Genomic DNA, 26,369 nt, shown 5'->3' on the forward strand with positions numbered 1-26,369 from the left:
ACAGTTATTTTAAGTTGTTCGGAAACTTGACAATAAAGGTAGTTCCTTTATTCAATTTACTTTTTACTGAGATCGTACCCTGATGTGCCTCTACAATATTTTTTGCAATAGCTAATCCAAGACCAGTACCCTTTTTCTTGTTGTTCCTCATCCTTGATTTGTCAGCTTTATAAAACCGTTCAAACACGAATGGTAAGTCTTCTTCTGGGATACCGCTACCACTATCTTCAATTGTTACTTCAAATTCCTTTTCATTTACTGAAACATTAACATTTACAAATCCTTTTTCATTTGTATGTCTTATTGCATTGTCAATTAAATTTGTAAATACCTGTTCAATACGGTCTGGATCAAAATTCACAATTTGTTCTGTTATATCTTTCGTGAGATTTAAAATAATGTTATTATCATCTGCCAAACCTTTGAATTTCTTTAAAATTCTTTCTACAAATGTTTCAACAGGAACAGTTTCTATATTCAATTGAATGTGTCCAGCTTCCATTCTGGCTAGGTCCAACAATTCATTAACCAATCGACCCATCCTCAGTGATTCTTCATGAATAATTTGAGCTAGGTCATTCTTTTCTTCTTTACTTTCAGCAATATCATCAACAATTGCTTCACTATAACCTTGAAGCATTGATATCGGTGTTCGTAATTCGTGTGAAACGTTAGCTATGAAATCTTTTCTGAGCTTATCTAATCGTCGTTCCTCAGTCATATCACGAATTACTGCCACAGCACCTCGAACATATTTTTGATCATACAATGGTGTCATAATCATAACCCAATTACGACCTTGGACACTGATTTCTTGCAGTACTTCTTTTTCTTCCTGAATAACGTTTTGTAAAATAAGGTTCAATTCTTGTGGAAGTTGTTTATTTTCTTGATCCATTGTTTGATTGTGCTCAAAATACCAATCCTCCATAAACCTTTCTGCAGGAGGATTAGTTACAATCATATCCCCATTTCGATTAAGCGTAATAACCCCATCAGCCATAGAACTTACAATACTAGATAATTGCTCTTTTTCCTGTCTTAATGCATTAATATGAAATTTCAGCTGTCTACCCATTCGATTAAATGCCATTGCCAACTCACCAATCTCATCATGGGTAAGGATTGGTACCTTCGTATTGAATTCTCCCCTAGTCAAATCAAACGCTGCTTCTCTCATTTTGATAAGAGGTGATGTAATTCTAGTTGATAGAAAGAAAGCAAAAATAGTAGTCAAAATTATTGCGATTCCAGCAGCTAGAAAAATTCTTTTTGTCGTTTCTGCCTTTGTTTGATCAACAACATCTAATGACTGGTAAACAAATACGGCACCATCTTCATTTTTAATCGGTGTACCGACCATTAATACTTCGGTATCTGTTCCTGACAATACGGTTTGTTTCTTAACTTCTCCATGATTTGTTATTACCTCTGCTAAATCAGTATCCTTTTTTAGCCAATTCTCATTTACCTTAGCTAATTTTTTGTTGCTGCTTTTTGAATTCCAAAAGTCACCATTATCAAAGACAATGACTACTCTGCTTGAAGGATCTTTTATACGATCAGTTGTTTCATAAATTAATTCCTTATTATCATATTGCTTAACCATTTCAGATACCTTCGTTGCAGTCTGCATTAAATCCTGTTCAGCTTCATCAATATGAAAGTTCTCGAAAAACTCCAATAGTAAGATTGTTAAAATAAATAATATAAAAGAAACTAGCAATAAAATGGTTACTGCTAGTTTCCCTACTACACTACGCCAAAACATTATACATCATCTACCTCAAATTTATAGCCTACTCCCCATACCGTAACAATCATTTTCGAAGCCTCTTTGGATACATTATTCAGCTTTTCACGCAAACGTTTAACATGGGTATCAACCGTTCTTAAATCCCCAAAAAATTCATATTGCCACACTTCTTTTAATAAAAGCTCCCTGTTAAAAACTTTGTCAGGAGCACTTGCTAAAAAACAAAGCAATTCATATTCCTTTGGTGTCAAACTTATCTCTTTTCCGTCAGCAGTCACTCTATGTGCGTCATGATCAATTGTTAGATGCGGAAAAACAAGAAGTTCCTTTGTAGTTGTATCGTCACTTTTAAAATTAGTTTGCGATACTCGTCTTAACAACGCTTTTACACGTAAAACAACTTCTCTGGGGCTAAATGGTTTAACAATGTAATCATCTGTACCTACTTCGAATCCCTGTACCCGATTTGCCTCTTCACCTTTTGCTGTTAACATGATTACTGGTGTATTTTTTTCTTTCCTCAATGCTTCACAAACTTCAATGCCATCCATTTCTGGCATCATTAAATCTAACAAAATAACATCGTAATCATTATTAAGTGACAAATCTAATGCATCTTTTCCGTTGTCAGCTTCTTCAACCAAAAAGTCTTCACGTTCTAGGTACATTCGGATTAAACGTCTAATTCTTTCTTCATCATCTACAACCAAAACTTTTGCATTTGCCTCCATTTAAACTCCCCCTTTGTCTAATTTTACACCACAAGTATTATAAATCTGTTACGTTATGCATAAGAGTGAAGCCCGGCTAAGATTAAGTTAACCGCGATCAAGTTGAACATAATAATCGCAAAACCACCAGCTGCGAGCCATGCTGATTTTTCACCGTGCCAGCCTCTTGATAGACGTAAATGTAAAAAGGCTGCATAGAAAAACCATGTTACAAGTGCCCAGACTTCTTTAGGATCCCATCCCCAAAAACGATCCCAAGCAATTTGTGCCCATATAGATGCGAATATTAATCCACCTAGAGTAAAAACTGGGAACCCAATTGCAACTGCACGATAGGAAACCTCGTCTAATAAATCTGGCTTCACTTTTAACAATAAGGGTTGGATTGCTGCACCAATTCTTTTTCTAAATAGTAACCGAGCTAATACGTATAGGACAAAGCCAGCTAATATTGACCAAATGAGTGTATTAAATTTCCTTGGCGCGTTTGCACCATGCATCCAGGACGGTACTTCAAATAATGGCTCCATCGCATTTTCTGTTAATAATTTCCCATCATTTGGTCCGGCTATTGCTGGTAATTGATAGTCTGTCGTTAATGTACTTCCTCTCTCTTCATACTCAAATTGTGCATGATAATCAGCTATATTAAATGTTGCGGATATGACACTAAACCCAATAAATATAAACAAGGAAAATAAAATGACTTCAAGCCATGTTGTGCGCTTGCTTTTTACAGATTGATCTATTTGGCGAATTAAATAGATTAACCCTGCAACAAAACTAATTGATAATATGGCCTCTCCAAGTGATACCGTTGTTACATGTATATATAACCAATGACTTTGCAGTGATGGTACAAGCGGTGATATTTCAGTTGGAAACATACTTGCATATGCAATAACGATTAATGCAATCGGTAGTGCGAATAAACCTAATACACTTAAACGATAAATAAAGTAAATGATAATAAAGGCAAACACTAACCCCATGCCAAAGAATGTCATAAATTCAAACAAGTTACTTACTGGGGCATGTCCACTAGCTATCCATCTTGTAATGAAATATACAATTTGCGCTAAAAAGCCAATTATTGTTAATGTGATAGCAATTTTTCCTGCAATACCTTTTTTACCTTTATCCTTTTTCTCTTTAATCGTCGCCCCAAAAAAGCATGTGGCGATCAAATATAGGATAAATGCAGTGTATAACATAGTGCTACTAACACTAATTAAATTATCCATGATTTTCCTCCTCATTTCATACAAATGATTTATTCATCCAACTCTTGTTGATCTTTGACCATTTCTACGTTTGTACCAGAAATAACTTTTTCAATATCTTTTTTTACTCCATACCAATTTTTATTTGTATGTGCTGCGACTAATAGCCCATTTCCTTTTGGATGAATCCAAATTCTTCTATGCTGCCAATACATTCCTTGAATAACACCAAGCATAAAGATAATTGCACCAACAATGAAAAATGGTAGTGTATAATCTTTTCGTACTGTTAATCCACTTACATCGCGAAGCTCAAAATCTTGTACACCAAGTTTATATTGATTTTCTCCCGTTGCATCAATATTTCTACCTATCCCTACGAAGCTTACTTCAGCTTGTTCACTGTTTGGTGGGTACACAAAAAACACAAATGCTGGATTTTTGGGATATTTTGATTCTGACCTTGGCTCCCCATTTTCTAAACTGTAATCAGGGTAGTATTGATCAACTACAACACGAAAACCATTATCCAGTTTATATTCTGGTTTAGGTGCATTTAAATCAATGGTAAAGGTCCCAAGAGCTTTTTCATCAGGATCATCGGTTTCATGAACTTTAAACGTCATGCTTGTAAATTCATTTAATTGATAACCCGCCTGATAAAGCGTATATCCGTCAAATTTTAATGGATGGTTCATTTTAATCTTTTCCTCAGCAATTTTTTTCAGCTCCGGTTCTGCACCGGCTACACTAGGCGCTATTTCCTTATATATAATTGCATTTGTTTGAAAGTTTTTAGCGACCATGCCTTCCTGCTCAATTGCTTCTTTAAAACGATCATTATTTTTATCATATGTTTCCAAGATAAAATCTTTATTTTCAATGTAATATTCTCCGTCTGTAGAAGGAATGACGGTTCTTTCTCCTTCTCGTACCCACACGTAATCATCTAAATACATAAATGGCGTCATTCTTAAAATAGCCGCAATTAATATAACAATAAGTCCGATATGATTTACATAGGGACCCCAACGTGAGAATCTTCCTTTTTCTGCTAATATATGACCATTTTCGTTACGTACATTGTAACGTTGTTTTTTTAATGCATGGACAATTTTATCTTTTTCTTCTGCAGTAACGTTTTCGGTTTCACTATAAAGTCGCTGCCTGTTCAAAAACGTTTCATGTCGCTTCGCTTTTTGTCTTTTTAATGCTTTATACAGTGGTACAAATCGATCAATACTACAAATAACTAAGGATATCCCAATAAGTGCAATTAAAATCATATACCACCATGAACTATATAAGTTGTGGAATCCTAGTTGATAATAAATTTGTCCAAATATTCCATATGTATCTTCATAATAAACAGCAGGATCACGCGATACAGCATTAGCTGGTATGTACATTTCTTGTGGAAAAATTGTGCCAATAGCAGAAGCGAGCAAAGCAATAACAATAAGCCAGACTCCTACTTTAACAGATGAAAAAAAACTCCATATTTTATCAACTATTGATTTATTATAGGTTTGTGATCTACGGGCACTTCCATCGTAACGCATATTTAATAATGTACGTTTATCGTTCCCATCAATATGTTGATTTTCTTCTATAGGTTTACCGCATGCTTCGCAAAGCACCGTTCCTTCTGGATTGACATGACCGCAATCACATTTTATTTTATTCATTCGAATCCCTCACAATAATAGCATTCTTACCTACTCTGGTTGAATTTGTTTCAAATATCCCTCCAACTTATCCAACGATAATGCGCCATTAACTACTTCTACAATTTCCCCTTCAGGATTAATAAAAAATGTACTAGGAATTGGTCCGACACCATATTGTTCCATCACTTGTCCATTTTTATCATGTGGAACAGGAAATGTTAAATCATATTTGTCAATAAATCGATTAATAACAAGCTCGGCGCCATCTAAACTCACCGCAACGATTTCAACACCTTTTTCCTTATACTCTGGATAAAGCTTTTCCATGTAAGGCATTTCCGCTTCACATGGTGGGCAGTAAGTTGCCCAAAAATTAAGCATGACACCCTTACCTTTTAAATCACTTAATTCAACGGTTTCTAATTCATTATTCTGATTAACCTGTTGTAATTTAAAGGGAGGGGCTTGGTCACCGACATCGACATTTGTATCCTCTTCAGATAAATTGGATACCAAAGCATAGGCTACAGCTACCAATAATACCGCCAGTACAATGGATCTAAATATTAAACGATTTCTTTTTTTTCTTTTCTTATTATTACCAATATGTTCCTTACTCACGTTGTTCACTCCCCACGTCATTATACCATGTATCTACGATGGTAAATTTGACTATTATTCAACAATTTCACTCGCTGAATGACGCATTTTTTTAACTTCATGAGGGGTTAAAGCTCGAAAATCACCAGGTTGCAGACCATTTAACGTTAACATTCCATATTTTTCCCGTTTCAATTTGATAACGGGGTAACCGATGTGCTCCATCATACGTCTAATATGTCGGTTTTTCCCTTCATGTAACGTAAGTTCAACAATAGACGTTTGACTTTTTTTATCAGTAGACAAAACTTTATATTCAACAGCTTTTAGGAGATCCTTATCCACTTTCACACCTTTTCTAAGCGTGTTTAATTCATTTTTATGAGGTATTCCCTTAATTTTTGCGACATACACCTTATCCATTTCATGCTTAGGATGCATTAAAAGATTAGCAAATTCTCCATCATTCGTCAGTAGAATAATGCCTGATGTGTCATAATCAAGTCGTCCTACAGGAAAAATGCGTTCAGGTACTTCATGAAAATAATCGGTCACTACTTTTCTATTTTTATCATCTTTAACACTTGATATAACCCCTCTGGGTTTGTATAACATATAATAAACAGGTATCTCTTTTTGTAGCGGGACTCCATTTACCTCGACTTCATCTTTGTTTGATACTTTAGTGCCCAATTCTGTCGTTACATGTCCATTTACCTTAACCTTTCCATCAACAATTAGCTGTTCTGCCTTTCTTCTTGAGGTAATTCCACTCTTAGCAATTACCTTTTGTAGTCGTTCTAATGTGTTTGTCATTCTATCACCAATTCTTCTTATATTTTTAAACCCTTATTTGCTAGTGGCCCACGCTTTTTTCATTACAACATAATAATAGCGTTAACTCCATGTTAACGCTACTTTTACGATTATCCAAATATGATTGTTACAATTACAATCGAGGCTATTATACCAATTAAATCTGCTAAGAGTCCAACCTTTAATGCATACCTCATTTTCTTAATTCCAACAGCTCCAAAATAAACTGTCAATATATATAGCGTTGTATCTGTACTTCCTTGCATGGTAGATGCTAATCTTCCAATGAAAGAATCCGGTCCATTTGAGTCGATTAATTCAGTTGTAACACCTAAAGCGGCAGTCCCTGATATTGGTCTTACTAAAGCAAGTGGAACGATATCTGGTGGTACACCGAAAAAATTTAAAATAGGAGACAATAAGCCAACAAAAGCATCCAAGGCACCAGATGCTCGCAATATAGATATGGAAACAATCATACCTACTAAAAAAGGAAGTAAAGTAAATGCCATCTTGACACCTTCTTTTCCCCCTTCTACAAACGTTTCATATGTTGGTATACGTTTCCATGTAGCTACAAAAAGTACAAGCAATATAAAACATGGTATCAACCACGTGCTAATTAAGGTAATTACAGCCATCTTTACTCCCTCCTGATGCTTCTATGATGAAAGAAGCGATCCAGTAATATTGCCCCCAAAGTTGAAATAATGGTTGCTACGATTGTTGTACCTACAATTTCGGTCGGTGAAGTTGAATTATAATGCATTCGAATAGCAATCACAGTCGTTGGGATAATTGTCAGACTTGATGTATTCAATGCTAAAAATGTAATCATAGATCTTGAGGCTGTGTCTGATCCACTTAATTGTTTCATTTGTTCCATTGCTTTGATTCCCATTGGAGTAGCTGCATTTCCTAAACCAAACATGTTGGCTGTCAAATTGGATAATATATACCCTATTGCCGGATGGTCTTTAGGTATGTCCGGAAATAACTTCAAGACAACTGGTCGAAAAATTTTAGCGAGTATATGTAATATCCCTGCTTTATCAGCTACCTTCATAATCCCGAGCCAAAACACGAGAATACTAATTAAGCCAATGGATATGGTTACTGCTTCATCTGCACTTTCAAACAAAGCTTTATTCACTTTGTCCATTGTTCCATTAAACATTGCGTATACAATTCCTACAATCGCCATTACCGCCCAAATAATATTAACCATATTAATTCAACCCAATTATCTTCTTAAACACTGATAATGTCTCAGTAGTCAAACTATCTGTTTTTTCCTGTTGCTCCTGTTTAAAAATAGGTATCTCACTTATAGGTGTTTTGTTTAAATATAATATAGTTTTACCAATAATTGGCCCTGCCGATTTATTACTATCCTGCAGTATAAATGTCTTCTTTTTAATATTACTTGCTTCATCATCTAGTAACGGATACGTAACATTATGTTGAATATAACCAACTGCAGTCTTATCCGTACCATTTAGCTGGTAAGTTTGAACCCCTTTATCCATAACAGATGTCATATTAAAGTTATCATAAGCCCATTCGTACATTCCGATATGGTCATTCCAATCATCAGGTGCATTCAGTGTAACAGCAATGAGGCTCATATTATTTTTGTGTGCCGCAGATACTAAGGTTCTACCTGATATCTTCGTGAATCCTGTTTTACCTCCAATACAATAATCGTAATAAGTGGTCAGAAGTTTATTTTTATTTCGCCATGCATACTTTCTTGTTTCCGCTTTATAGGAAGTGGTACCGGTAATATTTTTAAACACATCATTGGTCATTGCGTATTTCATTAGCAATGCCATATCATAGGCTGTTGAATAATGTTGTTCTGAATCTAAACCATGTGGATTATCAAAATTTGTATCTGCCATACCTAACCACTTTGCTTTTTCATTCATTAAATAGTTAAATCCTTCTACACTTCCACCTACATGCTCTGCAATAGCAACAGCCGCATCATTTCCCGAACGGAGCATTAAGCCGTAAACCAGATCTTTAAGTTTCATCTTTTCACCTTGCTCTAAATAAATGGATGACCCACCAGCGTATACTGCACGTTTACTTGTTGTAACCATCTCATTCATTTTTCCAGATTCGATTGCAATGATTGCAGTCATAATTTTCGTGATACTTGCTATCGGTCGTTTTTCATGTGCATCTTTTTCAAATAGCACTCTTCCAGAAGATTGTTCAATTAATACTGCATTATTTGCTGATACACTTGGTTTTGCTTGTCCAATGGTAGGGTTAAATACACTAAACAATAAAACTAACAACATAATAATTACTAAAAAACGCATAGTGGGCTTCCTCCCGCAGATATTGTGTCTATATATATTATGCAGGACAACTATCAATATGAATAAACTAACTATAATTATCAGCGGAAAATTAAAACGGAAGGAGGCCTTTTAAAAACCAAGTATCAGTAAAGTGGCCAAATAACTTTTTTAGCTTCTATAAATCTATTATTAACATCTTGCCAATTTACTACATTCCACCAATTTGTAATATATCCTTTTTTATCTGTTTTATATTGTAAATAATACGCATGTTCCCAAACATCTAATACTAAGAGAGGAATAATGTCGGCATATTGAAATAGTTGATGCTTCTCGAATGTTTGTATTACTAGCTTGCCGCTTCTTGGATTCCAAGCTAATACGGCCCATCCTACACCCTCAACCGAAGCTGCAGCATTCGTGAACATTTCCTTAAATGCATTCCACGATCCGAAATCTTTACTAATCCTTCTAGCGACTTCTCCTATAGGCTTTCTACTAGAGTTTGGCGTCATATTGTACCAAAATATAGTATGGAGATTATGACCTGATCCATTAAATGCTTGTTCTCTTAACCAATGCTTAATTAAATTTTCTTCCTTTTTATTTTTTGCTTTGTATAGTTCCTTCTCAGCTTTATTTAGTCCGTCAACATAGGATTGATGATGAACATTATGATGTAACTCCATTATCTCCCTACTTATATATGGCTCAAGTGCAGCATAATCATAGGGTAATGGTGGTAGCTTATGCTGTCCATATGCAATACTTTTTTCTTGTTGCCTATGATTTAATTCGTTATTTATCTCATTAAATATTTGTTGTCCATTATTTTGTAAAGATATAAATTTTTCTTCGCCTTTGTCGTCTGAATGTAAATAATGTTGAATGTCTTTTTGCCAGCTTTCAAGTTCCCTGAACCAATCGTCATAAATATCTTCTGAGACCGAGGAATTTCTTAACGTAGTTTTAGTTTCCTCCCCCCACTGAATAAGATTTTGAAGATACATTTGTTTATTATTATCCATAAAATCACCTCCATGTAACTTATGCCTATAAAGGTGACAGCGTGTAAATATAATTAAAAAGCCTTGCAATTATGCAAGACTTTTACTTTATATCACTCTCAATTTCGTTAAATTTTTCAAAAAACAAATCAGCCTCATGTTCAATATCTTCCTGATCCATATTTTCAGGTAATGGTGGTAGTTCCTCTAATGAAGTTAATCCAAAATAAGTTAAAAACTCCCTACTCGTGCCAAATAAGATAGGTCTTCCTACACCTTCTCTTCTACCAACTTCCTCGATAAGTGATCTAGACAGTAATGTTTGGACAGATCGATCACTTTTTACACCTCTAATTTCTTCTATTTCTGTCCTTGTAATTGGTTGCTGATATGCAATAATTGCAAGAGTTTCTAATGCAGCCTGGGACATACGAGATGTTTGCGGCGTTTCCAATAACTTTTTATAGTAAATACTATGTTCTGGTTTTGTTGTTAGATGAAAAACCTGATGTGATTGCATAATCATAATTCCGCGTTCCGTGTGGTCGTAATCATACTTTAATTCTTCCAATAAATGTTCTACTGTTGTCACATTAATTTCTAAAATGCGGGATAACTGTTTTACAGTCATACCTTCATCCCCACTTGCAAACAATAGCCCTTCTACAACAGCTTTTAGTTCTGTAATCTTCACCTTCTAATCCTCCAAATAAAAAACATATAAGTCATCAAGTTGTTTTTCCTGTTTGCAATAAACTTGCGCTTCCTTCATTAGTTCTAATAAGGCCATAAAAGTGACCACAATATGCGAGCGTGTCCGTTTTGAAAATAACTGATCAAATGTTACACCCTGTTTAGACGCCGCCTTAACAATTTGCACGACTTCGGTCATTCGTTGCTCAATTGAAATCTCTACACGCTTAATTTTTGTCTCCATTGGATCTGTCCATTTTTTTCGCTCGAGCATTTTACCTAAAGCTCCGAGCATATCATAAATCGATATATCCCCTTGTGTAACCGGCTGCTTATTTTCTATATCGTCAAAAACAACTGGAGGTCTTGTAAAAATTTGATTTGCATCAATTTCTTTTTCCTTTAAATGATCGGCAGCTTCTTTATATTTTCGGTATTCGATTAAGCGTTGCATTAGTTCTTCCCGAGGATCTTCAGCATAGTCGTCAATTTCTTCTTCAATTTCTTGCTTAGGTAATAACATTTGACTTTTGATAGCCAGTAACGTAGCTGCCATTACAAGATATTCACTAGCAATATTCAATTCTAAGTGTTGCATAGTATGTATATATTGCATATATTGTTCAGTAATTTGAGCGACAGGAATGTCATAAATATCAATCTCATATTGATTAATTAAATGCAATAATAAATCAAGCGGTCCCTCAAAAGAATCTATTTTAACCTGATATGCTTGATTCATCTCGTTTCTTCCCTTCCAATAAATATATACTCCTATATCACATTACCATCAAAATATAGACAAATAAATTAAAAAAATAAAATCCTTTGTCATAATCGCCTATACATCATAGCCATTTTTAACATAAGTTATTAACGTAAGATAAATGTTGCAAAACATTTATTCGTAAAGATGAAAAGGAGGAATTTCATTATGGGTGGTAATTATGGCGGTGGATTTGCGTTAATCGTCGTTTTGTTTATTCTTCTCATTATCGTTGGTGCTGCTTGGATGTAAGTTTGCCAATCGCAACCACGATTAAAACTGCTTGAAACCTTTCAGGATTTATCACAAAAAACCAGCCCTTTATTTGAGAGGGCTGGGCTTTTGTTTATTCATCTTCATTTTCATCGCATTTATTGTAAAACTGTTGGGTTACATCATCAGCGCAAACAGCAAATTTATCATTATAAAGTCTGTTTACTTCATTAACCATCTTTTTGCCAATCCCCGCATTGCGGTGAGAAGGATTAACAGATATATGTTGAATTACTGCATTAATCCCATCTTCAATTCGTAATCCGATCGCACCTAAAATGTCTTCATCTTTCCACAAATAGAGATGCCAATCCGGATTTGTTTCATATTCTTTTATAGTTTGTTGCAATTTTTTTACATCTTTTTCTTCAGGCATAAAAGAAAGTAATCCCATTGCAATCTTTTCCAAATTCTTTTTGTAACGAATTAACATAGATACCCCTCATTAAGAAAATAGCTTACCAACATGGATAAAAGAAAGATACATCCATTAACTATTAACCAAATTTTGTCTTGCCTTATACCGTTTGCCATTATGAATCTAGCCGTGTGAGAGTTGTATATATATTTATGCCCTATCACGTCACATTTGTCAAATCGGTTTAATCAAAAACAAATACATTCCAGTAAATAATTCCCCATGTTATCCCCACTATGAGTAATATTCCAAATAGTATCCAATTTTTTTTACGTTGACTCAAAACTATTTCATCCTTTAACAGCATTAACAGTCTACACCTATGTCATACTACTGTTTATTCTTTAATTTATTGCGGGAAATTGTTTGAATAATTGTATAGCCATCTGACTGTTTTTCTTTTATTTTAAATGGAATAATATTTACAATTGCCAGCCAGCTGTTAAATAAAACAAGCAATTGAGAGAACCCGTTTGTTAAATCAAATAAAACAGAAACTAGTATTGCAACAACTCCATTAAAAATTGGGCCACACAAAGTAATCCAAATAATTTCCCCAGATTTATAAGGGATATTTCTTTCACTATATGCTACGCCACCTAAAAAGTATAATGCATGTAGCCTAATTTGGATTCGTTTATGATTAAAATTATAGACTTCATTTCCGGTACCGATCGAAAGTGTTACGGATTCCGCTTTTACCAGCTTTGCTCCAACAATATGACCAAGTTCATGAAAAATCGTACTAATCGGAGCAATAAATAATATAAGACATGCTATTAAATAGATATCCATATGACACTTCCTACAAGTCCCGAAACAACTACGTTAATTTTATTCTTCAAAAACCTTCATTTCTTTCATAACATCTCCATTACGCATTGCTTTAACATAGTCCATACCTGATGTAACTTGTCCAAACACAGTATGGACACCATTTAAATGTGGCTGCGGTTCATGAACGATAAAAAACTGACAACTACCAGTATCTTTTCCAGCATGTGCCATTGATAATGTTCCTTCTACATGTTTATGCGGATTTCCTTCTGTCTCACATTTTATTGTATAACCAGCTGATCCAGTACCATTTCCATTTGGACAGCCACCTTGACTTACAAAGCCATCAATTACTCTATGAAATGTAAGTCCATCATAAAAATTATTATTTGCTAATTTTTCAAAGTTTTCAACTGTTTTTGGAGCTGCTTCTGGATAAAGGTCAAATTCAATTTTATTTCCATTTTCCATTACAATATATCCTTTTTTTGTCATAATCTAGACCCCTTTTAATAATTGTTAAATCTCAGTTTATCCTATAGACAATAAAACCCACTTAAACTATAGAATCACACTGATGAAGTTTCACTTTATCTTACCATTTTCTTGTGTTTATTAAAAGAAATAGAAGATTATTTCAGTAATTCTTCATAGGATAAATCATTTTTAACAATATCTTGATAGGTTTCTCTGCGTACGACTAACTTGTCTTTTCCATCTTCCACAAAGACCACAGCAGGATTAGGAAAACGATTATAATGATTTGCCATTGAATATCCATAAGCACCTGTGGAAAACACTGCAAATATGTCCCCGCTCTCAACATCTGGAACTGGTAAATCCTTAATAAGCATGTCACCTGATTCACAGCATTTTCCGGCAACAGATACAGTTTGTGTAGCATCTCTATCTGCTTTATTCGCAATTACCCCTTCATATACTGCTTGATATAATGCAGGTCTTAAATTATCTGTCATACCTCCGTCAACAGATATATAATCTCGGATTCCAGGTATTTTCTTCATAGATCCGACCTTATATAAAGTTATTCCTGCATTACCAGCTATTGAACGGCCAGGTTCTATCCAAATCTCAGGCATTGGTATTTTGAGATCACTAGAGTGCTGTTTAACGACAGAAACTAACGTATTTACATAGCTTTCCAATTGCAAAGGACTGTCCTTTTCTGTATAACGTATACCGAAACCTCCTCCTAAATTTAGAACTTCCGGTATATAGCCATATAGATTGTTCCATTTAGTAAGCTGCTTAAACAGCATGTCGGTTGCTGTCTTAAAACGATCCGTCTCAAAAATTTGTGAGCCGATGTGGCAATGCAAACCTTTAAACCGAATATAGTCATGGCCATGTAATCGTTCAAATGCTTTGTCAGCTTGTCCATTTTGTAAGTTAAATCCAAACTTAGAATCCTCATTACCTGTCATTATATACTGATGTGTTTTTGACACTATACCAGGAGTTACCCGCATTAAGACATCTATTTTCTTGTCAAAGGTTTTCAATAGTTTATCCAAAAGCTCAATCTCATAAAAATTGTCCACTACGATACATCCAACATTATTTTGTATTGCCATTGTTAATTCTTGGACACTTTTGTTATTTCCATGAACATGAATTTTGTCTGTCGGGAAGTTTGCTTGTAATGCAGTAAATAATTCACCTTCTGACACAACATCCAAACTTAAGCCTTCTTGTTTAACTACTTGCAGCATAGCAATCGATGAAAACGCTTTACTTGCATATGCCACTTGCGCCTTTACATCTAGTTCTTTAAAGGTATTGACAAAAGCTTTACAGTTATCACGAATAATGGATACATCGTAAACATATAAAGGAGTTCCATATTTTTTTGCTATGTCAATTGTGTCTATTCCACCAATTTCTAAATGGCCATCTTTATTTACTTGAAAAGGATGATTATTTGTTATCATTGTTGTTTTCCCAACTCCTACATACCTGAATAAAATATTAAAAATACTCTATCATATTGTGACAAAAAACGAAAGGACAAACTTTAAAAGCAAGTTTGTCCCACTGTCATTATTTCTTAATTGGTTGACGATAGTTATTTCTTGGATGTACTATACTTGGCCGGCTGTTAGAATAAGGTACTGGGATTCGGCACAGTATTTGTATAATGGCTTTTCCATTAAACGGAAGGAATGGCCATAAATATGGTGTTCTTAACGATTTTAAATTCGCCAAAAATAAAATATATAACGTAAATCCAATTGAAAACCCATATAATCCAAATGCAGCTGTAGATAATATTAAAATTAATCGGATTAATTTATTCGCTACACTTAATTCATAACTTGGTGTAACATAAGAACCTATTGCACTTATGGCAACGTACAAAATGACCTCAGGACTAAGCATACCAACATCAATCGCAATTTGACCAATCAAAACTGCTGCAATTAATCCCATGGCGGTTGATAACGGTGTAGGGGTATGTATCGCTGCCATCCTTAAGAATTCAACACCGAGGTCTCCCAAAATAATTTGAATAAATATCGGAATATTTCCTTCTTCATTCGGACCAATGAATGAGAGTTCTTTCGGTAATAGAGTTGGCTCCATTGCAAACAATAGCCACAATGGTAATAGAAATATCGACGCTAATATCGCTAAAAAACGTGTCCAGCGTATGAATGTTCCGATTGTAGGTGCTTGCCGATACTCCTCGGCATGTTGAACATGGTGGAAAAAAGTTGTTGGTAAAATCATCACACTTGGTGATGTATCTACAATAATTAATACATGACCTTCTAAAATATGATGAGCTGCAACGTCTGGTCGTTCGGTGAACCTAACCATAGGATAAGGGTTCCATTTACGTTTATTCATAAATTCTTCTAATGTTTTATCCGTCATGGTGATTCCGTCAATTTCTACATCTTGTATTTTTTTCTTTATTAATTTAACCAATCCTCCATCTGCTACATCCTGTAAATAGCAAACGCATACATCGGTTTTGGAACGTTCTCCTATTTTTAACATTTCATGACGTAATCTTGCATCACGTATTCTTCTTCTGGTTAACGCAGTATTTTCAATAATATTCTCGGTGTAGCCGTCTCTTGAGCCACGCACAACATGCTCAGTATCTGGCTCTTCTGGTTGTCTACCAGGATAATGACGAACATCAACGACGAAAGCTTCTCGTTCGCCATTTATAAATACGACAATTAATCCAGAAAGCACTTGATCGACTGCTTCATCCATCGTTTTTATTCGATTCACCTGCTGATGTATCAACCTATTTTCAATAATCTCTGGAATCTTGTTTTTATTCCGTTCATTATCATTTATTTCAACTATCACTTTTAATATTTGCAGGATGACCGATGTATCACAAAGACCTGTCAAATAATAGAGTTGAACTTTATTTTTAAGGATAATAATTTCACGAAATCCTAAATCAAACGATGTCCCTACCCCAACTAGTTCTTTCATATATGCTTCGGTATCATTTATATTTGGTGAAATTGGATTTTTATCCTTTGTTTTCAAATTCTTTCACTCCAGTCTGTACACTGATTTACTTCACAAAATACATCCATTGAAACAGAGACCCTGCTATTTTCCCGAAAAAGATTGCCATTAATAGCCACAATAGATGCCCTTCTAATCCAATCCGCTTGGATAACAAAGGAAATACATTTAAGACTTCTGTTAATGCAGCAGCAAGCATGCCGTTAAATATCCCATGTAGACCGCCCCACAGTACTAACACGAAAATAGGCTGGCTCCAAGTGATATTTGTAAATGAAATATATGTCCCAAATATCGATCCAGCGATGACACATGCTCCATAAACGCGTAGTAAACTTTGGGATTTACTTAATTGAATTAATCTAGGGATGATTCCTAAAACAGTTAAAAAAGCAACAAATCCACACCCAACAGCAAGTCCTCCAGCTAATCCTATAATAATTTCAATAAAATTAATGAATAGGTTTATTATCATTTAATTTGTTTTCATAATAGCTTACATATTGATCGAGGTCTTGCTGATAATTAAAGATTTCTACTTCAAGTGGGCTTGGCTCTTCGTTAAACCGCTTTTTAAACCAATGATTGAAAAATAATAACATCCCTATTCCCAGACCAAATGAATATGGTATTTGTATCCACAATGGATATTCCTCTTGCTCCCCTGTTAATAAATAATGTAATTTTTGCTGAACTTCCTGCATACTAACATCATAATGAAAGTTCATTATTGTCATTGCTGTACCAATGAATAAAAGAAGCCAAACAAATGATACAATCAATATAGAAGGTGCTTTTTTACGTTTTGTAATTCGTATTATCGTTTGACTTGGACCTATTAATTGAAACTCTATCCCTGGGTACAAGCTATTTAAATGATCAATTACTAAAAAACTATCAATGATCACTATATTCCGATCCTCTTTTGAAATTCGGTACAATGTGGTTTTTTCTAACTCACGCTTAAACTGTGAAGGGGTAGATATTAAGGCAATGTGTCGGAGCTGGACTGCCTGCAAACCGATCATTTCCACATTTCTTTTCATCCGTAAATAAACAATTTCACTCATGTGGACATCCTCTCCATATGACTTCTTTTGTTAGTATTTGTTTTAATTCAATTTTTATCACGGAAAAAATAAAAATCACCACAGTAATGTGATGATTTCATTAGCATATAAGCGCTTAATTTTCCATTTTTTCTTTCATATCATGTAATATTTTTTTCTCAAGACGAGATACTTGTACTTGTGATATTCCTAGTCTCTCTGCTACTTCTGATTGTGTTTTATCCTTGTAATAGCGTAAATATACTATTAACCTTTCTCTCTCACTTAAATCCCTTATAGCCTCCTGCAAGGTTATCTTATCAAACCACCGGGTATCTTGATCAGCGATTTGATCTAATAATGTTATTGGGTCACCATCGTTTTCAAAAACGGTTTCATGAATTGAATGTGGTGATTTAGAGGCCTCTTGAGCTAGGACAACTTCCTCAGGTGTAATTTCCAAGCCATCTGCTATTTCATTAATTGTTGGAGATCTCCCAAGTTGTTTCGTTAATTCATCTTTTTTCTTACGTATTTTATTACTTATTTCTTTTAAGGAACGACTGACTTTTATACTTCCATCATCCCTAATAAATCGTTGGATTTCACCAATGATCATTGGAACAGCATACGTTGAAAAACGAACATCATACGACAGATCAAACTTATCAATTGATTTAATTAACCCAATACTGCCTATTTGAAAGAGGTCATCTGGATCATATCCTCGGTTAATAAAACGTTGTACAACAGACCAAACGAGACGAATATTTTTTTCAACTAAGATATCACGAGCTTCTTTGTCGCCCTGTTGACTCTTATAGATAAATTCTTTTACCTGTTCATCGGTTAAGGCTTCCTTGCGGTTGAGATGCTTTACATTTACATCCATAGGCATCCCTCTACTTGCAAACCGTTTTATTTTTCGTCAATTGTTTCGTCATGTGTACTGTTGTTCCTGCATCCGGGGATGAAACGACGTTAACTGAGTCCATAAAGTTTTCGATAATTGTAAAGCCCATTCCAGACCGTTCTAATTCAGGTTTAGAAGTATACAATGGTTGTCTTGCTTCTTCAACATCACCTATCCCAATGCCTGTATCTTTTATTGTTAATTCTAGTTCCCCTTCCTGAATTGCACAATGAATGATAACCTTATGATTTGGTTCATTGTTGTAACCATGAATGATAGCGTTTGTAACAGCTTCTGAAACGACTGTTTTAATTTCAGTCAGCTCATCCATGGTCGGATCTAATTGTGTTACAAAAGCAGCTACCGTTACCCTTGCAAAAGATTCATTCTCACTGACACTGGAAAATTCCACGGACATTTCATTCTTCATGAAGCCACCCCCAAAGTAACTAATGCATATTGTTCATTTTCCTCCAGACGAACAATTTTGAATAACCCCGACATTTCAAATAGACGTTTTACTGGTGGTGAAATAGAACAAACCACCAGTTCTCCGCCTAATTGCAACACTTCTTTATACCTGCCTAATATGACACCTAAACCAGAACTATCCATAAATGATACGTCTTCAAGGTTCAGAACAACATGCTTTACTGGGTTTCTATACATCTTTTCTTTCCATTCATTTCGTAACGCCTCTGATTCATGATGGTCTAATTCACCAGACAGCCTTACGATTAGGACATCTTCTTTAACATCAAACAATGTTGAAAGACCCATTTATATTCCTCCTCACAATTCGGTGTATGTGATTAATTCTTTACCAAAAGGGTCAATTCCTGCTCGCCTGACAAAAGAAGAAGAGATTCGACTAAACTTGTCCATTTTAGCGATATTTCACCATATCTTGAATTGTTCGCTTAAACAAAGTTAAAAATGATGCTGATTCCATTGCTCTATCAATTACTAATGGCGTTTTCGATAGAATATCCTCCCCTTTTTTAACAATAAGGACTCCTACCTGATCCCCCTTTTTCATTGGAAGATTCATGTTTTCATTAAGCTTAACAGATGTGATAATATTTTCTGGCGGATTGCCCTTCTTGTAAAGGGTACTAATGGATTCAGAAGCAACAACATTAACATTGTTATTTTCCGCTTTTAGCATCTTTAAGTTTGTAATTTTTTGTCCCTTTTCAAACAATCTTTTTGTTGCAAAATGGTTATAGGCATAATCTAACATTTGACTAACCATTTCGTTTCGATCTTTCGGCGTTTTTGCTCCCATTACTACCGAAACAACACGCATGTTATCCTTTTCAGCAGTTGCCGTTAAGCAATATTTTGCCTCACTTGTATAACCGGTTTTCAGTCCATCTACTCCCGGATAAAACTTAACTAATTTATTGGTGTTGACCAACCAAAATTCATCTTCAGTACCTTTTCTCAAATAATCTTCATATTTTGAAGTGTAATTCGTTATCGTTTCGTATTTTAATAATTCTTTGGCCATTATTGCCATGTCATACGCAGTACTGTAATGATTGTCTGCTGGTAAACCTGTGGTATTTTGAAAGTGCGTATTTTTGAGTTTTAATTCCTTAACTTTATCGTTCATTTTTTTTACAAATGCTTCCTCACTGCCGGCTATTCTTTCAGCCAGAGCTACACTTGCATCATTTCCAGAAGCAATAGCAATTCCCTTCAAGAGATCGTTTACTGTCATTTCCTCCCCGGCTTCAAGAAATATTTGGGATCCTCCCATCGATGCGGCACGTTCGCTTACTCGAACCTTTTCATCTAATTTCAATTTTCCTTGGTCAATCGCTTCCATAATTAGTAACAGTGTCATGATTTTAGTCATGCTTGCTGGTGGTAATTTTTCATGAGCATTTTTATCATATAACAGTTTTCCAGTATCTCGTTCAATAAGTATCGCAGATTTTGCATTTGGTGCAAGGTTTAACTGATTAGATTCACTCACATTTTTTTCCTCACCAAATACAGGAATTGCTGAAACGAATAGTAAAGATAAAACCATGCTGAGTATTAATACGTATTTTTTCATATCCTTACCTCCAAAAGTCAATATAACTTTAGGATTTCCATATTACTATTTTTTTATAACAAAAATTACCTATTAAAACCACAAAAAAAGCGCACAATTATGTACGCTTTTTTGTCCTAGTACTTCTATTTAGTAACTGTATCATAGATTAATGAAGGTGCTTTAACTTGCTGATCTGTTACCGTTATACTTTGATATAATTTGTTTTTTACTTCTTCGATCGAATCTTGATTTGCATGTATTGTAAGTAAAGGCTCACCTTCTTTTACATTGTCTCCAATCTTTTTATGAAGAACAATTCCTACTGCAAGGTCAATCACAGATTCTTTTGTAGCTCTTCCAGCCCCTAACATCATAGCAGCAGTTCCGACATCATCAGCAACGATTTCCGCAACTGTTCCTGATTTTTGTGCAGGTAGTTCTATTTTATATTTTGCTTGCGGTAGTGAATTTGGATTGTCTGCCACACTTGAATCGCCGCCTTGTGATTCAAGGAAAATTTTAAATTGTTCAAAAGCCCTACCATTTGTCAGATTCTCTTTTAATTTGTTACGTGCGTCTTCAATACTTCCCGCCTTATTTGCTAAAACAACCATTTGACTCCCTAACGTTAAACAAAGCTCCGTTAGATCTCTCGGTCCTTTTCCTTGTAACGTATCTATTGCTTCTTTTACTTCTAGGGCATTTCCAATAGCATTTCCAAGTGGTTGACTCATATCAGAAATTACGGCCATTGTGTTTCTACCAACGCGATTACCAATTGACACCATCGCATTAGCTAACTTTTTGGCGTCATCCAAATCTTTCATAAATGCACCTGCACCTGTTTTAACATCTAAAACAATCGCATCTGCACCTGCAGCAATTTTTTTGCTCATAATCGAACTTGCAATTAAAGGAATAGAACTAACTGTTGCAGTAACATCCCGTAAACTATACAGTTTTTTATCTGCAGGAGTTAAATTACCAGTTTGCCCTATAACAGCCACTTTATTTTTATTCACTAAATCAATAAATTCATCACTCGTTATTTCAACATGGAACCCTGGCACTGCTTCCAGTTTATCAATTGTACCACCTGTATGACCTAAGCCCCTGCCACTCATTTTTGCTACAGGAACTCCTAACGATGCTACGAGCGGCGCGAGAATTAATGTAGTTGTATCACCTACACCACCAGTTGAATGTTTATCAACTTTTATCCCTGAAATAGCAGAAAGGTCAATTGTATCCCCAGAATTTACCATAGCAGTTGTTAATTGTGCACGTTCTTCCTCCGTCATGTCCTGAAAATAAATAGCCATCAATAATGAACTGACTTGATAATCTGGAATATCACCTGAAGTATATCCTTTTATAAAAAATTTAATTTCTTCTTTTGTCAGTTCTTTACCATCACGTTTCTTTTCAATGATGTCGTACATTCTCATTTTTATCACCTTTATTTCTCTATTGTGGTAGCGTTCTAATAATTTCTTTTACAAATCGCAAAAAATCTTCTCTAACCTTTTCAGTTGTTTCAATTACTTCATCATGTGTCAATGGTTGATCGAGAATCCCTGCAGCCATATTTGAGATACAAGATATTCCTAAGACTTTAAGTCCTGCATGACCAGATACAATGACTTCTGGTACCGTTGACATACCTACTGCATCTCCACCTAAAGTACGCAGCATTCTTATTTCTGCTGGTGTTTCATATGTAGGTCCCGTATTACCAACATAAACACCTTTTTGAACGGTGATACCTAAATTGTGTGCACAGTTTTCAGCATGCTTGATATATGATGTATCATATACTTGTGACATATCTGGAAAGCGAACCCCTAAGTCTTCATCATTCGGTCCAATTAGCGGATTAGTTCCCATATTGTTTATGTGATCTGTAATTAACATTAAGTCTCCAGGATTAAAATCTTTGTTTATTCCACCAGCTGCATTCGTTACGATAATAGATTCTATACCAAGCTCTTTCATGACACGAACAGGAAATGTGACCTGCTTCATAGAATATCCTTCATAAAAGTGAAAACGCCCCTGCATCGCAATAACCTGTTTGCCTTCTAGTGTACCAATGACTAGTTGTCCCTTATGACCAGACACTGTCGATTCAGGAAAATGTGGTATATCTTTATATAAAATTGTAACCGGATTTTCAATTTTGTCCGCAAGAATTCCAAGCCCCGACCCTAAAATTAAGCCAATGGATGGAGTGGTAGTTAATTTTTCTTTTATTGAAGAACATGCTTCTTGTATTTGTTTCATTCTTTTCATCCTCTCTTAGCGAATATCTTTTAAAAAGCTTTTTCCATGCTTAGGCATTTCCACGTTAAAGTTTTCTGAAATAGTTGCGCCAATATCTGCAAACGTTTCTCTAAGGTCTAACTGACTGCCTTCTTTTATGTTTGTATGATAAACAAGAAGTGGTACATATTCTCTTGTATGATCTGTACCATGATGAATAGGGTCATTTCCATGATCTGCTGTTATAATTAATAGATCATCATCGTTTAATCGATTTAGTACCTCTGGAAGTCTAACATCATAGGCTTCTAACGCTTTACCATAGCCTTCTGGATCACGACGGTGACCATATTTTGCATCGAAATCAACTAAATTTAAAAAGCTAATTCCATGAAAATCTTTTTCCATACTTTCCACTAATTTTGTCATTCCATCTTCGTTATCTCTAGTACGTATAGCTTCCGTAACACCTTCACCATCATAAATATCGGAAATTTTGCCTAACGCAATAACATCATAATTAGCATCTTTCAACTCATTCATAACGGTGCGGCCAAAAGGTTTTAAAGCGTAGTCATGTCTATTCGCCGTACGTTCGAATGCACCAGGATTTCCTACAAACGGTCTTGCAATTACACGGCCAACCATGTACTTTTCATCCAGTGTAAGTTCACGGGCAATCTCACATATGCGGTATAATTCTTCAATTGGTACAATATCTTCATGTGCAGCAATTTGTAATACAGAATCTGCAGACGTATAAACGATTAATGCTCCCGTTTTCATGTGCTCTTCACCTAACTCATCAAGTATCGCTGTTCCAGAAGCTGGTTTATTCCCAATTATTTTTCGACCTGTTTTGTTTTCTAATTCATTTATTAATTCATCTGGGAAACCTTCAGGAAAGGTGCGGAACGGCTGCTGGATGTTTAAACCCATAATCTCCCAATGGCCTGTCATCGTATCCTTACCATTCGATGCTTCTTGCATTTTAGTAAAATAAGCCATTGGTTGCGATTGTTTTTCAATGCCATTAATTTGCCTAATATTGCTTAATCCGAGTTTAGCCATATTAGGCATATCGAGACCATTCATACGCTCTGCTATGTGACCTAATGTATCTGCACCATTATCATTAAATTGTTCTGCATCTGGTGCTTCACCAATTCCTACAGAATCCATAACAACTAAAAATACGCGTTTAAAATTTTTCATGATATTACCTCCCGTATTTATCTTCCCTTTTTCTCCATGTAATATGTCCATTTTACTATGTCGTATGATGTCAGACAACTATAAACAAAAAATTATGCTCTTGGATGGTAAGACTTATAAACATCTTTCAATCTAGTTTTAGATACATGTGTATATATTTGTGTTGTAGAGATGTCGGAATGTCCTAGCATTTCCTGAACAGAGCGTAAATCAGCTCCATTTTCTAACAAATGTGTTGCGAAAGAATGTCGTAACGTATGTGGTGTTATTCTTTTCTTGATTCCGGCATCTTTTGCAATTGATTTAAGGATTTTCCAAAACCCTTGCCTAGTTAAGGCTCTGCCATGCTGATTTACAAATAACGTCTCTTCTATTCCATTTTTAAGTAGAATTCCACGACCATATTGTAAATAATTATCAACGGCTTCTTTAGCTACATCACCAAGTGGCACAATTCTCTCCTTTGAACCTTTTCCAAAGCATCGGACAAAACCCATCGTTAAATGAAGATCACTAACTTTTAAAGAAATTAATTCTGTAACACGTAAGCCAGTAGCATATAATAATTCAAGCATTGCCTTATTTCTAATTTGAAGTGGTGAATTACCACGAATTGCCAGTAATCCTTCCACATCTTGTGTTGATAGTATATCGGGCAATTTTCTTTCTTTTTTAGGTGTTTCAATATGTAAACTAGCATCTTGATTAACCATTTGTTCACTAATTAAAAATCGATGGAATAACCGAATAGAAGAAATTGTTCGCGCAATTGTAGCTGCGGAATTTCCATCATCCTTTAACGTATATAAGAAACCAATAATGTCACTTCTAACTACTTCATTCCATGTTGTTTTTTGTAGTACTTTTTCTATATAGTTAAGGTATTTACTTAAGTCTCGTTTATATGACTTTAGTGTATTGTCTGATAAACCTCTTTCTACTTGTAAATAATGAAAAAAATCAGTCAATGCAGGCTTCAGCATAGTTATTACTCTCCCAATCGAAAAAATAAGTTCAATCGATCTATAAAACTTTGATCTGCATTAAAAACTTTAACAGAAGGTCCTTCAGGTGAATCATAACGATGATACTGCTCATACTCATTATGCATGATGCGTAACCCAAAATAAAATAAAAATGTACATGCTACAAAAATCACAAAAACCTTTACTGTATCCCATACCATTCGTTTCATTAGCATATCCCCTCTTTTAATTTAATACTATTAAAAGATATGCCAAAAAAGAATAACAATATACATAAACTATGAAAAATAGATTTACTTAAAAAAGTCTACATCACCAAAATAACCCATATTCATCCATTTGTAAATTGTTTAAATACGAAGGTAGTTTTCTAAAAGATTGTTGTTATTACACAAAATACATAAATGCAACATCAGTGCTAGAATGCTTTCTACAATTACTTCCAATTCTCGCCCCGCCCTCCGCTCACCCGGACTAGTGAAATGGTGTGATTAGATTTTATATAACGTCCTACTCCAGCTAATGGTTCATAAACGTATAACTAGCGAAGGAAAAACACGAAGACTCCTGCGGGAAAGCGAAGACGATGAGACCCCACAGGGAGCGGTCTTTGCAAGCGAGGAGGCTTAGCGCGAGCCCGCGGAAAGCGTAGTATTTTTCCGTAGCGATCGCGGGGTAACGAACATGACTTTTTAGTTACGGCGCAGTTTATTGAAACTACGAGGTTAAAAAGCAACAAAATTAATGAAAGGAGCCAATATTAAAAAGCCTTTCTTCCTCAATCGAAAAAAGGCAATGTAATGTTTTAGATATCATGTAGTTTTGACAGCTACTTTTTGACACTGTTTGCAGATTCCATGAAATGTTAGGCGGTGGTCTTTCACTTGAAAACCCCAATCATTCTCAACAATTTTCTCTACATCACCTAACAAATCTTCAACGATTTCTTCAACAGATCCACATTCAATACAGACCAAATGATGATGAAAATGCTCTGCACCTTCCTTACGTAGATCATACCGAGAAACACCATCACCAAAGTTTATTTTATCAACAATTTTCAATTCCGATAATAATTCTAATGTACGATAAACGGTTGCGAGTCCAATTTCAGGTGCTTTTTCTTTTACAAGTAAGTATACATCCTCTGCACTTAAGTGGTCCTCTTCACGCTCTAGTAAAACTCTAACCGTCGCTTCTCGTTGTGGAGTCAGCTTGTAGCTTTGTGCATGGAGATGCTTCTTTATTCGCTCAATTCGATGTTCCATGGCAAGTCTCCTCCCTCATATCCCCATCTTCCATTATATGCACACTTGAAACGAGTGTCAAA

Annotated in this window: 30 protein-coding genes; 1 reads left to right on the plus strand and 29 read right to left on the minus strand. The window is 35.1% G+C overall.

Features of this window, described 5'->3' with window-relative positions:
- Positions 1-4: 4 nt before the first annotated feature.
- The 12 genes from CS937_RS10455 to CS937_RS10510 all read right to left on the minus strand — a co-directional run bounded on the left by CS937_RS10455 (position 5) and on the right by CS937_RS10510 (position 11,553).
- On the minus strand, positions 5-1,771 hold the full coding sequence (locus CS937_RS10455) for an ATP-binding protein (RefSeq protein ID WP_176555815.1): 1,767 nt from the start codon (positions 1,769-1,771) through the stop codon (positions 5-7).
- Positions 1,771-2,487, minus strand: a complete 717-nt coding sequence (locus CS937_RS10460; protein ID WP_099158401.1) for a response regulator transcription factor — start codon at positions 2,485-2,487, stop codon at positions 1,771-1,773. Before CS937_RS10460 ends, CS937_RS10455 begins: the two co-directional genes overlap by 1 nt.
- Before the next feature lie 53 nt (positions 2,488-2,540).
- Entirely contained in the window at positions 2,541-3,731 is a 1,191-nt protein-coding gene (gene ccsB / locus CS937_RS10465) for a c-type cytochrome biogenesis protein CcsB (protein WP_099158402.1), read from the minus strand.
- Between the two features lie 29 nt (positions 3,732-3,760).
- Positions 3,761-5,398 (minus strand): cytochrome c biogenesis protein ResB, encoded by a 1,638-nt coding sequence (gene resB, locus CS937_RS10470; RefSeq protein ID WP_099158403.1) that lies wholly within the window; start codon positions 5,396-5,398, stop codon positions 3,761-3,763.
- Between the two features lie 30 nt (positions 5,399-5,428).
- Positions 5,429-6,001: a thiol-disulfide oxidoreductase ResA gene (resA, locus tag CS937_RS10475; protein ID WP_425445466.1), complete on the minus strand. Its 573-nt coding sequence runs from the start codon at positions 5,999-6,001 to the stop codon at positions 5,429-5,431.
- Positions 6,002-6,055: 54 nt separating this feature from the next.
- Entirely contained in the window at positions 6,056-6,796 is a 741-nt protein-coding gene (locus CS937_RS10480; RefSeq protein WP_099158405.1) for a pseudouridine synthase, read from the minus strand.
- 110 nt (positions 6,797-6,906) lie between these two features.
- Complete coding sequence (locus tag CS937_RS10485; RefSeq protein ID WP_099158406.1) at positions 6,907-7,437, minus strand: spore maturation protein; 531 nt, start codon at positions 7,435-7,437, stop codon at positions 6,907-6,909.
- Positions 7,438-7,439: 2 nt separating this feature from the next.
- Positions 7,440-8,024: a nucleoside recognition domain-containing protein gene (locus tag CS937_RS10490; RefSeq protein WP_099158407.1), complete on the minus strand. Its 585-nt coding sequence runs from the start codon at positions 8,022-8,024 to the stop codon at positions 7,440-7,442.
- A gap of 1 nt (position 8,025) precedes the next feature.
- On the minus strand, positions 8,026-9,129 hold the full coding sequence (locus CS937_RS10495; protein WP_099158408.1) for a D-alanyl-D-alanine carboxypeptidase family protein: 1,104 nt from the start codon (positions 9,127-9,129) through the stop codon (positions 8,026-8,028).
- Between the two features lie 125 nt (positions 9,130-9,254).
- A complete protein-coding gene (locus tag CS937_RS10500; protein WP_425445471.1) occupies positions 9,255-10,121 on the minus strand; it encodes a superoxide dismutase in 867 nt (288 codons plus the stop codon).
- A 100-nt stretch (positions 10,122-10,221) separates the two neighbouring features.
- Entirely contained in the window at positions 10,222-10,812 is a 591-nt protein-coding gene (scpB, locus tag CS937_RS10505; RefSeq protein ID WP_099158410.1) for an SMC-Scp complex subunit ScpB, read from the minus strand.
- Between the two features lie 3 nt (positions 10,813-10,815).
- Positions 10,816-11,553: a segregation/condensation protein A gene (locus CS937_RS10510; protein ID WP_099158411.1), complete on the minus strand. Its 738-nt coding sequence runs from the start codon at positions 11,551-11,553 to the stop codon at positions 10,816-10,818.
- A 192-nt stretch (positions 11,554-11,745) separates the two neighbouring features.
- On the opposite strand from CS937_RS10510, the gene CS937_RS10515 reads away from it, so the two are divergent.
- Entirely contained in the window at positions 11,746-11,829 is an 84-nt protein-coding gene (locus CS937_RS10515; protein WP_099158412.1) for a YjcZ family sporulation protein, read from the plus strand.
- Between the two features lie 94 nt (positions 11,830-11,923).
- Here CS937_RS10515 and CS937_RS10520 read toward each other — a convergent pair whose 3' ends face one another.
- The 17 genes from CS937_RS10520 to fur form a co-directional block, all read right to left on the minus strand.
- Complete coding sequence (locus CS937_RS10520; RefSeq protein WP_099158413.1) at positions 11,924-12,283, minus strand: GNAT family N-acetyltransferase; 360 nt, start codon at positions 12,281-12,283, stop codon at positions 11,924-11,926.
- Between the two features lie 315 nt (positions 12,284-12,598).
- Positions 12,599-13,063 carry a site-2 protease family protein gene (locus CS937_RS10525; protein WP_099158414.1) on the minus strand — a complete coding sequence of 155 codons (465 nt, stop codon included), beginning with the start codon at positions 13,061-13,063 and terminating at the stop codon, positions 12,599-12,601.
- A gap of 39 nt (positions 13,064-13,102) precedes the next feature.
- Positions 13,103-13,540: a peptidylprolyl isomerase gene (locus tag CS937_RS10530; protein WP_099158415.1), complete on the minus strand. Its 438-nt coding sequence runs from the start codon at positions 13,538-13,540 to the stop codon at positions 13,103-13,105.
- Between the two features lie 137 nt (positions 13,541-13,677).
- Positions 13,678-14,997, minus strand: a complete 1,320-nt coding sequence (lysA, locus tag CS937_RS10535) for a diaminopimelate decarboxylase (RefSeq protein ID WP_099158416.1) — start codon at positions 14,995-14,997, stop codon at positions 13,678-13,680.
- Between the two features lie 109 nt (positions 14,998-15,106).
- A complete protein-coding gene (locus CS937_RS10540; RefSeq protein ID WP_176555833.1) occupies positions 15,107-16,525 on the minus strand; it encodes a spore germination protein in 1,419 nt (472 codons plus the stop codon).
- Between the two features lie 85 nt (positions 16,526-16,610).
- The gene (locus CS937_RS10545) at positions 16,611-17,039 is read right to left on the minus strand and encodes a stage V sporulation protein AB (RefSeq protein ID WP_099158418.1); all 429 of its coding nucleotides are present in this window, start codon (positions 17,037-17,039) and stop codon (positions 16,611-16,613) included.
- Positions 17,017-17,634, minus strand: coding sequence for a stage V sporulation protein AA (locus tag CS937_RS10550; protein WP_099158419.1), 618 nt, complete (start codon positions 17,632-17,634; stop codon positions 17,017-17,019). The genes CS937_RS10545 and CS937_RS10550 overlap by 23 nt, the downstream gene beginning before the upstream one ends.
- 115 nt (positions 17,635-17,749) lie before the next feature.
- Complete coding sequence (gene sigF, locus CS937_RS10555) at positions 17,750-18,505, minus strand: RNA polymerase sporulation sigma factor SigF (RefSeq protein WP_099158420.1); 756 nt, start codon at positions 18,503-18,505, stop codon at positions 17,750-17,752.
- Positions 18,506-18,515: 10 nt separating this feature from the next.
- Positions 18,516-18,956 carry an anti-sigma F factor gene (spoIIAB, locus tag CS937_RS10560; RefSeq protein WP_099158421.1) on the minus strand — a complete coding sequence of 147 codons (441 nt, stop codon included), beginning with the start codon at positions 18,954-18,956 and terminating at the stop codon, positions 18,516-18,518.
- Entirely contained in the window at positions 18,953-19,306 is a 354-nt protein-coding gene (gene spoIIAA / locus CS937_RS10565; protein ID WP_099158422.1) for an anti-sigma F factor antagonist, read from the minus strand. Before spoIIAA ends, spoIIAB begins: the two co-directional genes overlap by 4 nt.
- 106 nt (positions 19,307-19,412) lie before the next feature.
- On the minus strand, positions 19,413-20,594 hold the full coding sequence (locus CS937_RS10570) for a D-alanyl-D-alanine carboxypeptidase family protein (RefSeq protein WP_099158423.1): 1,182 nt from the start codon (positions 20,592-20,594) through the stop codon (positions 19,413-19,415).
- Positions 20,595-20,719: 125 nt separating this feature from the next.
- Positions 20,720-22,024 (minus strand): pyrimidine-nucleoside phosphorylase, encoded by a 1,305-nt coding sequence (locus CS937_RS10575; RefSeq protein WP_099158424.1) that lies wholly within the window; start codon positions 22,022-22,024, stop codon positions 20,720-20,722.
- Between the two features lie 19 nt (positions 22,025-22,043).
- Complete coding sequence (locus CS937_RS10580) at positions 22,044-22,859, minus strand: purine-nucleoside phosphorylase (protein ID WP_245835730.1); 816 nt, start codon at positions 22,857-22,859, stop codon at positions 22,044-22,046.
- 15 nt (positions 22,860-22,874) lie between these two features.
- Positions 22,875-24,053: a phosphopentomutase gene (gene deoB, locus CS937_RS10585; RefSeq protein ID WP_099158426.1), complete on the minus strand. Its 1,179-nt coding sequence runs from the start codon at positions 24,051-24,053 to the stop codon at positions 22,875-22,877.
- Between the two features lie 92 nt (positions 24,054-24,145).
- Complete coding sequence (xerD, locus tag CS937_RS10590; protein WP_099158427.1) at positions 24,146-25,036, minus strand: site-specific tyrosine recombinase XerD; 891 nt, start codon at positions 25,034-25,036, stop codon at positions 24,146-24,148.
- Between the two features lie 5 nt (positions 25,037-25,041).
- Positions 25,042-25,248, minus strand: a complete 207-nt coding sequence (locus tag CS937_RS10595) for a YqzK family protein (RefSeq protein WP_099158428.1) — start codon at positions 25,246-25,248, stop codon at positions 25,042-25,044.
- A 603-nt stretch (positions 25,249-25,851) separates the two neighbouring features.
- Entirely contained in the window at positions 25,852-26,307 is a 456-nt protein-coding gene (gene fur, locus CS937_RS10600) for a ferric iron uptake transcriptional regulator (RefSeq protein ID WP_099158429.1), read from the minus strand.
- Positions 26,308-26,369: the final 62 nt, after the last annotated feature.

Source organism: Virgibacillus ndiopensis (assembly GCF_900187325.1).
Lineage (GTDB): Bacteria > Bacillota > Bacilli > Bacillales > Amphibacillaceae > Virgibacillus_E > Virgibacillus_E ndiopensis.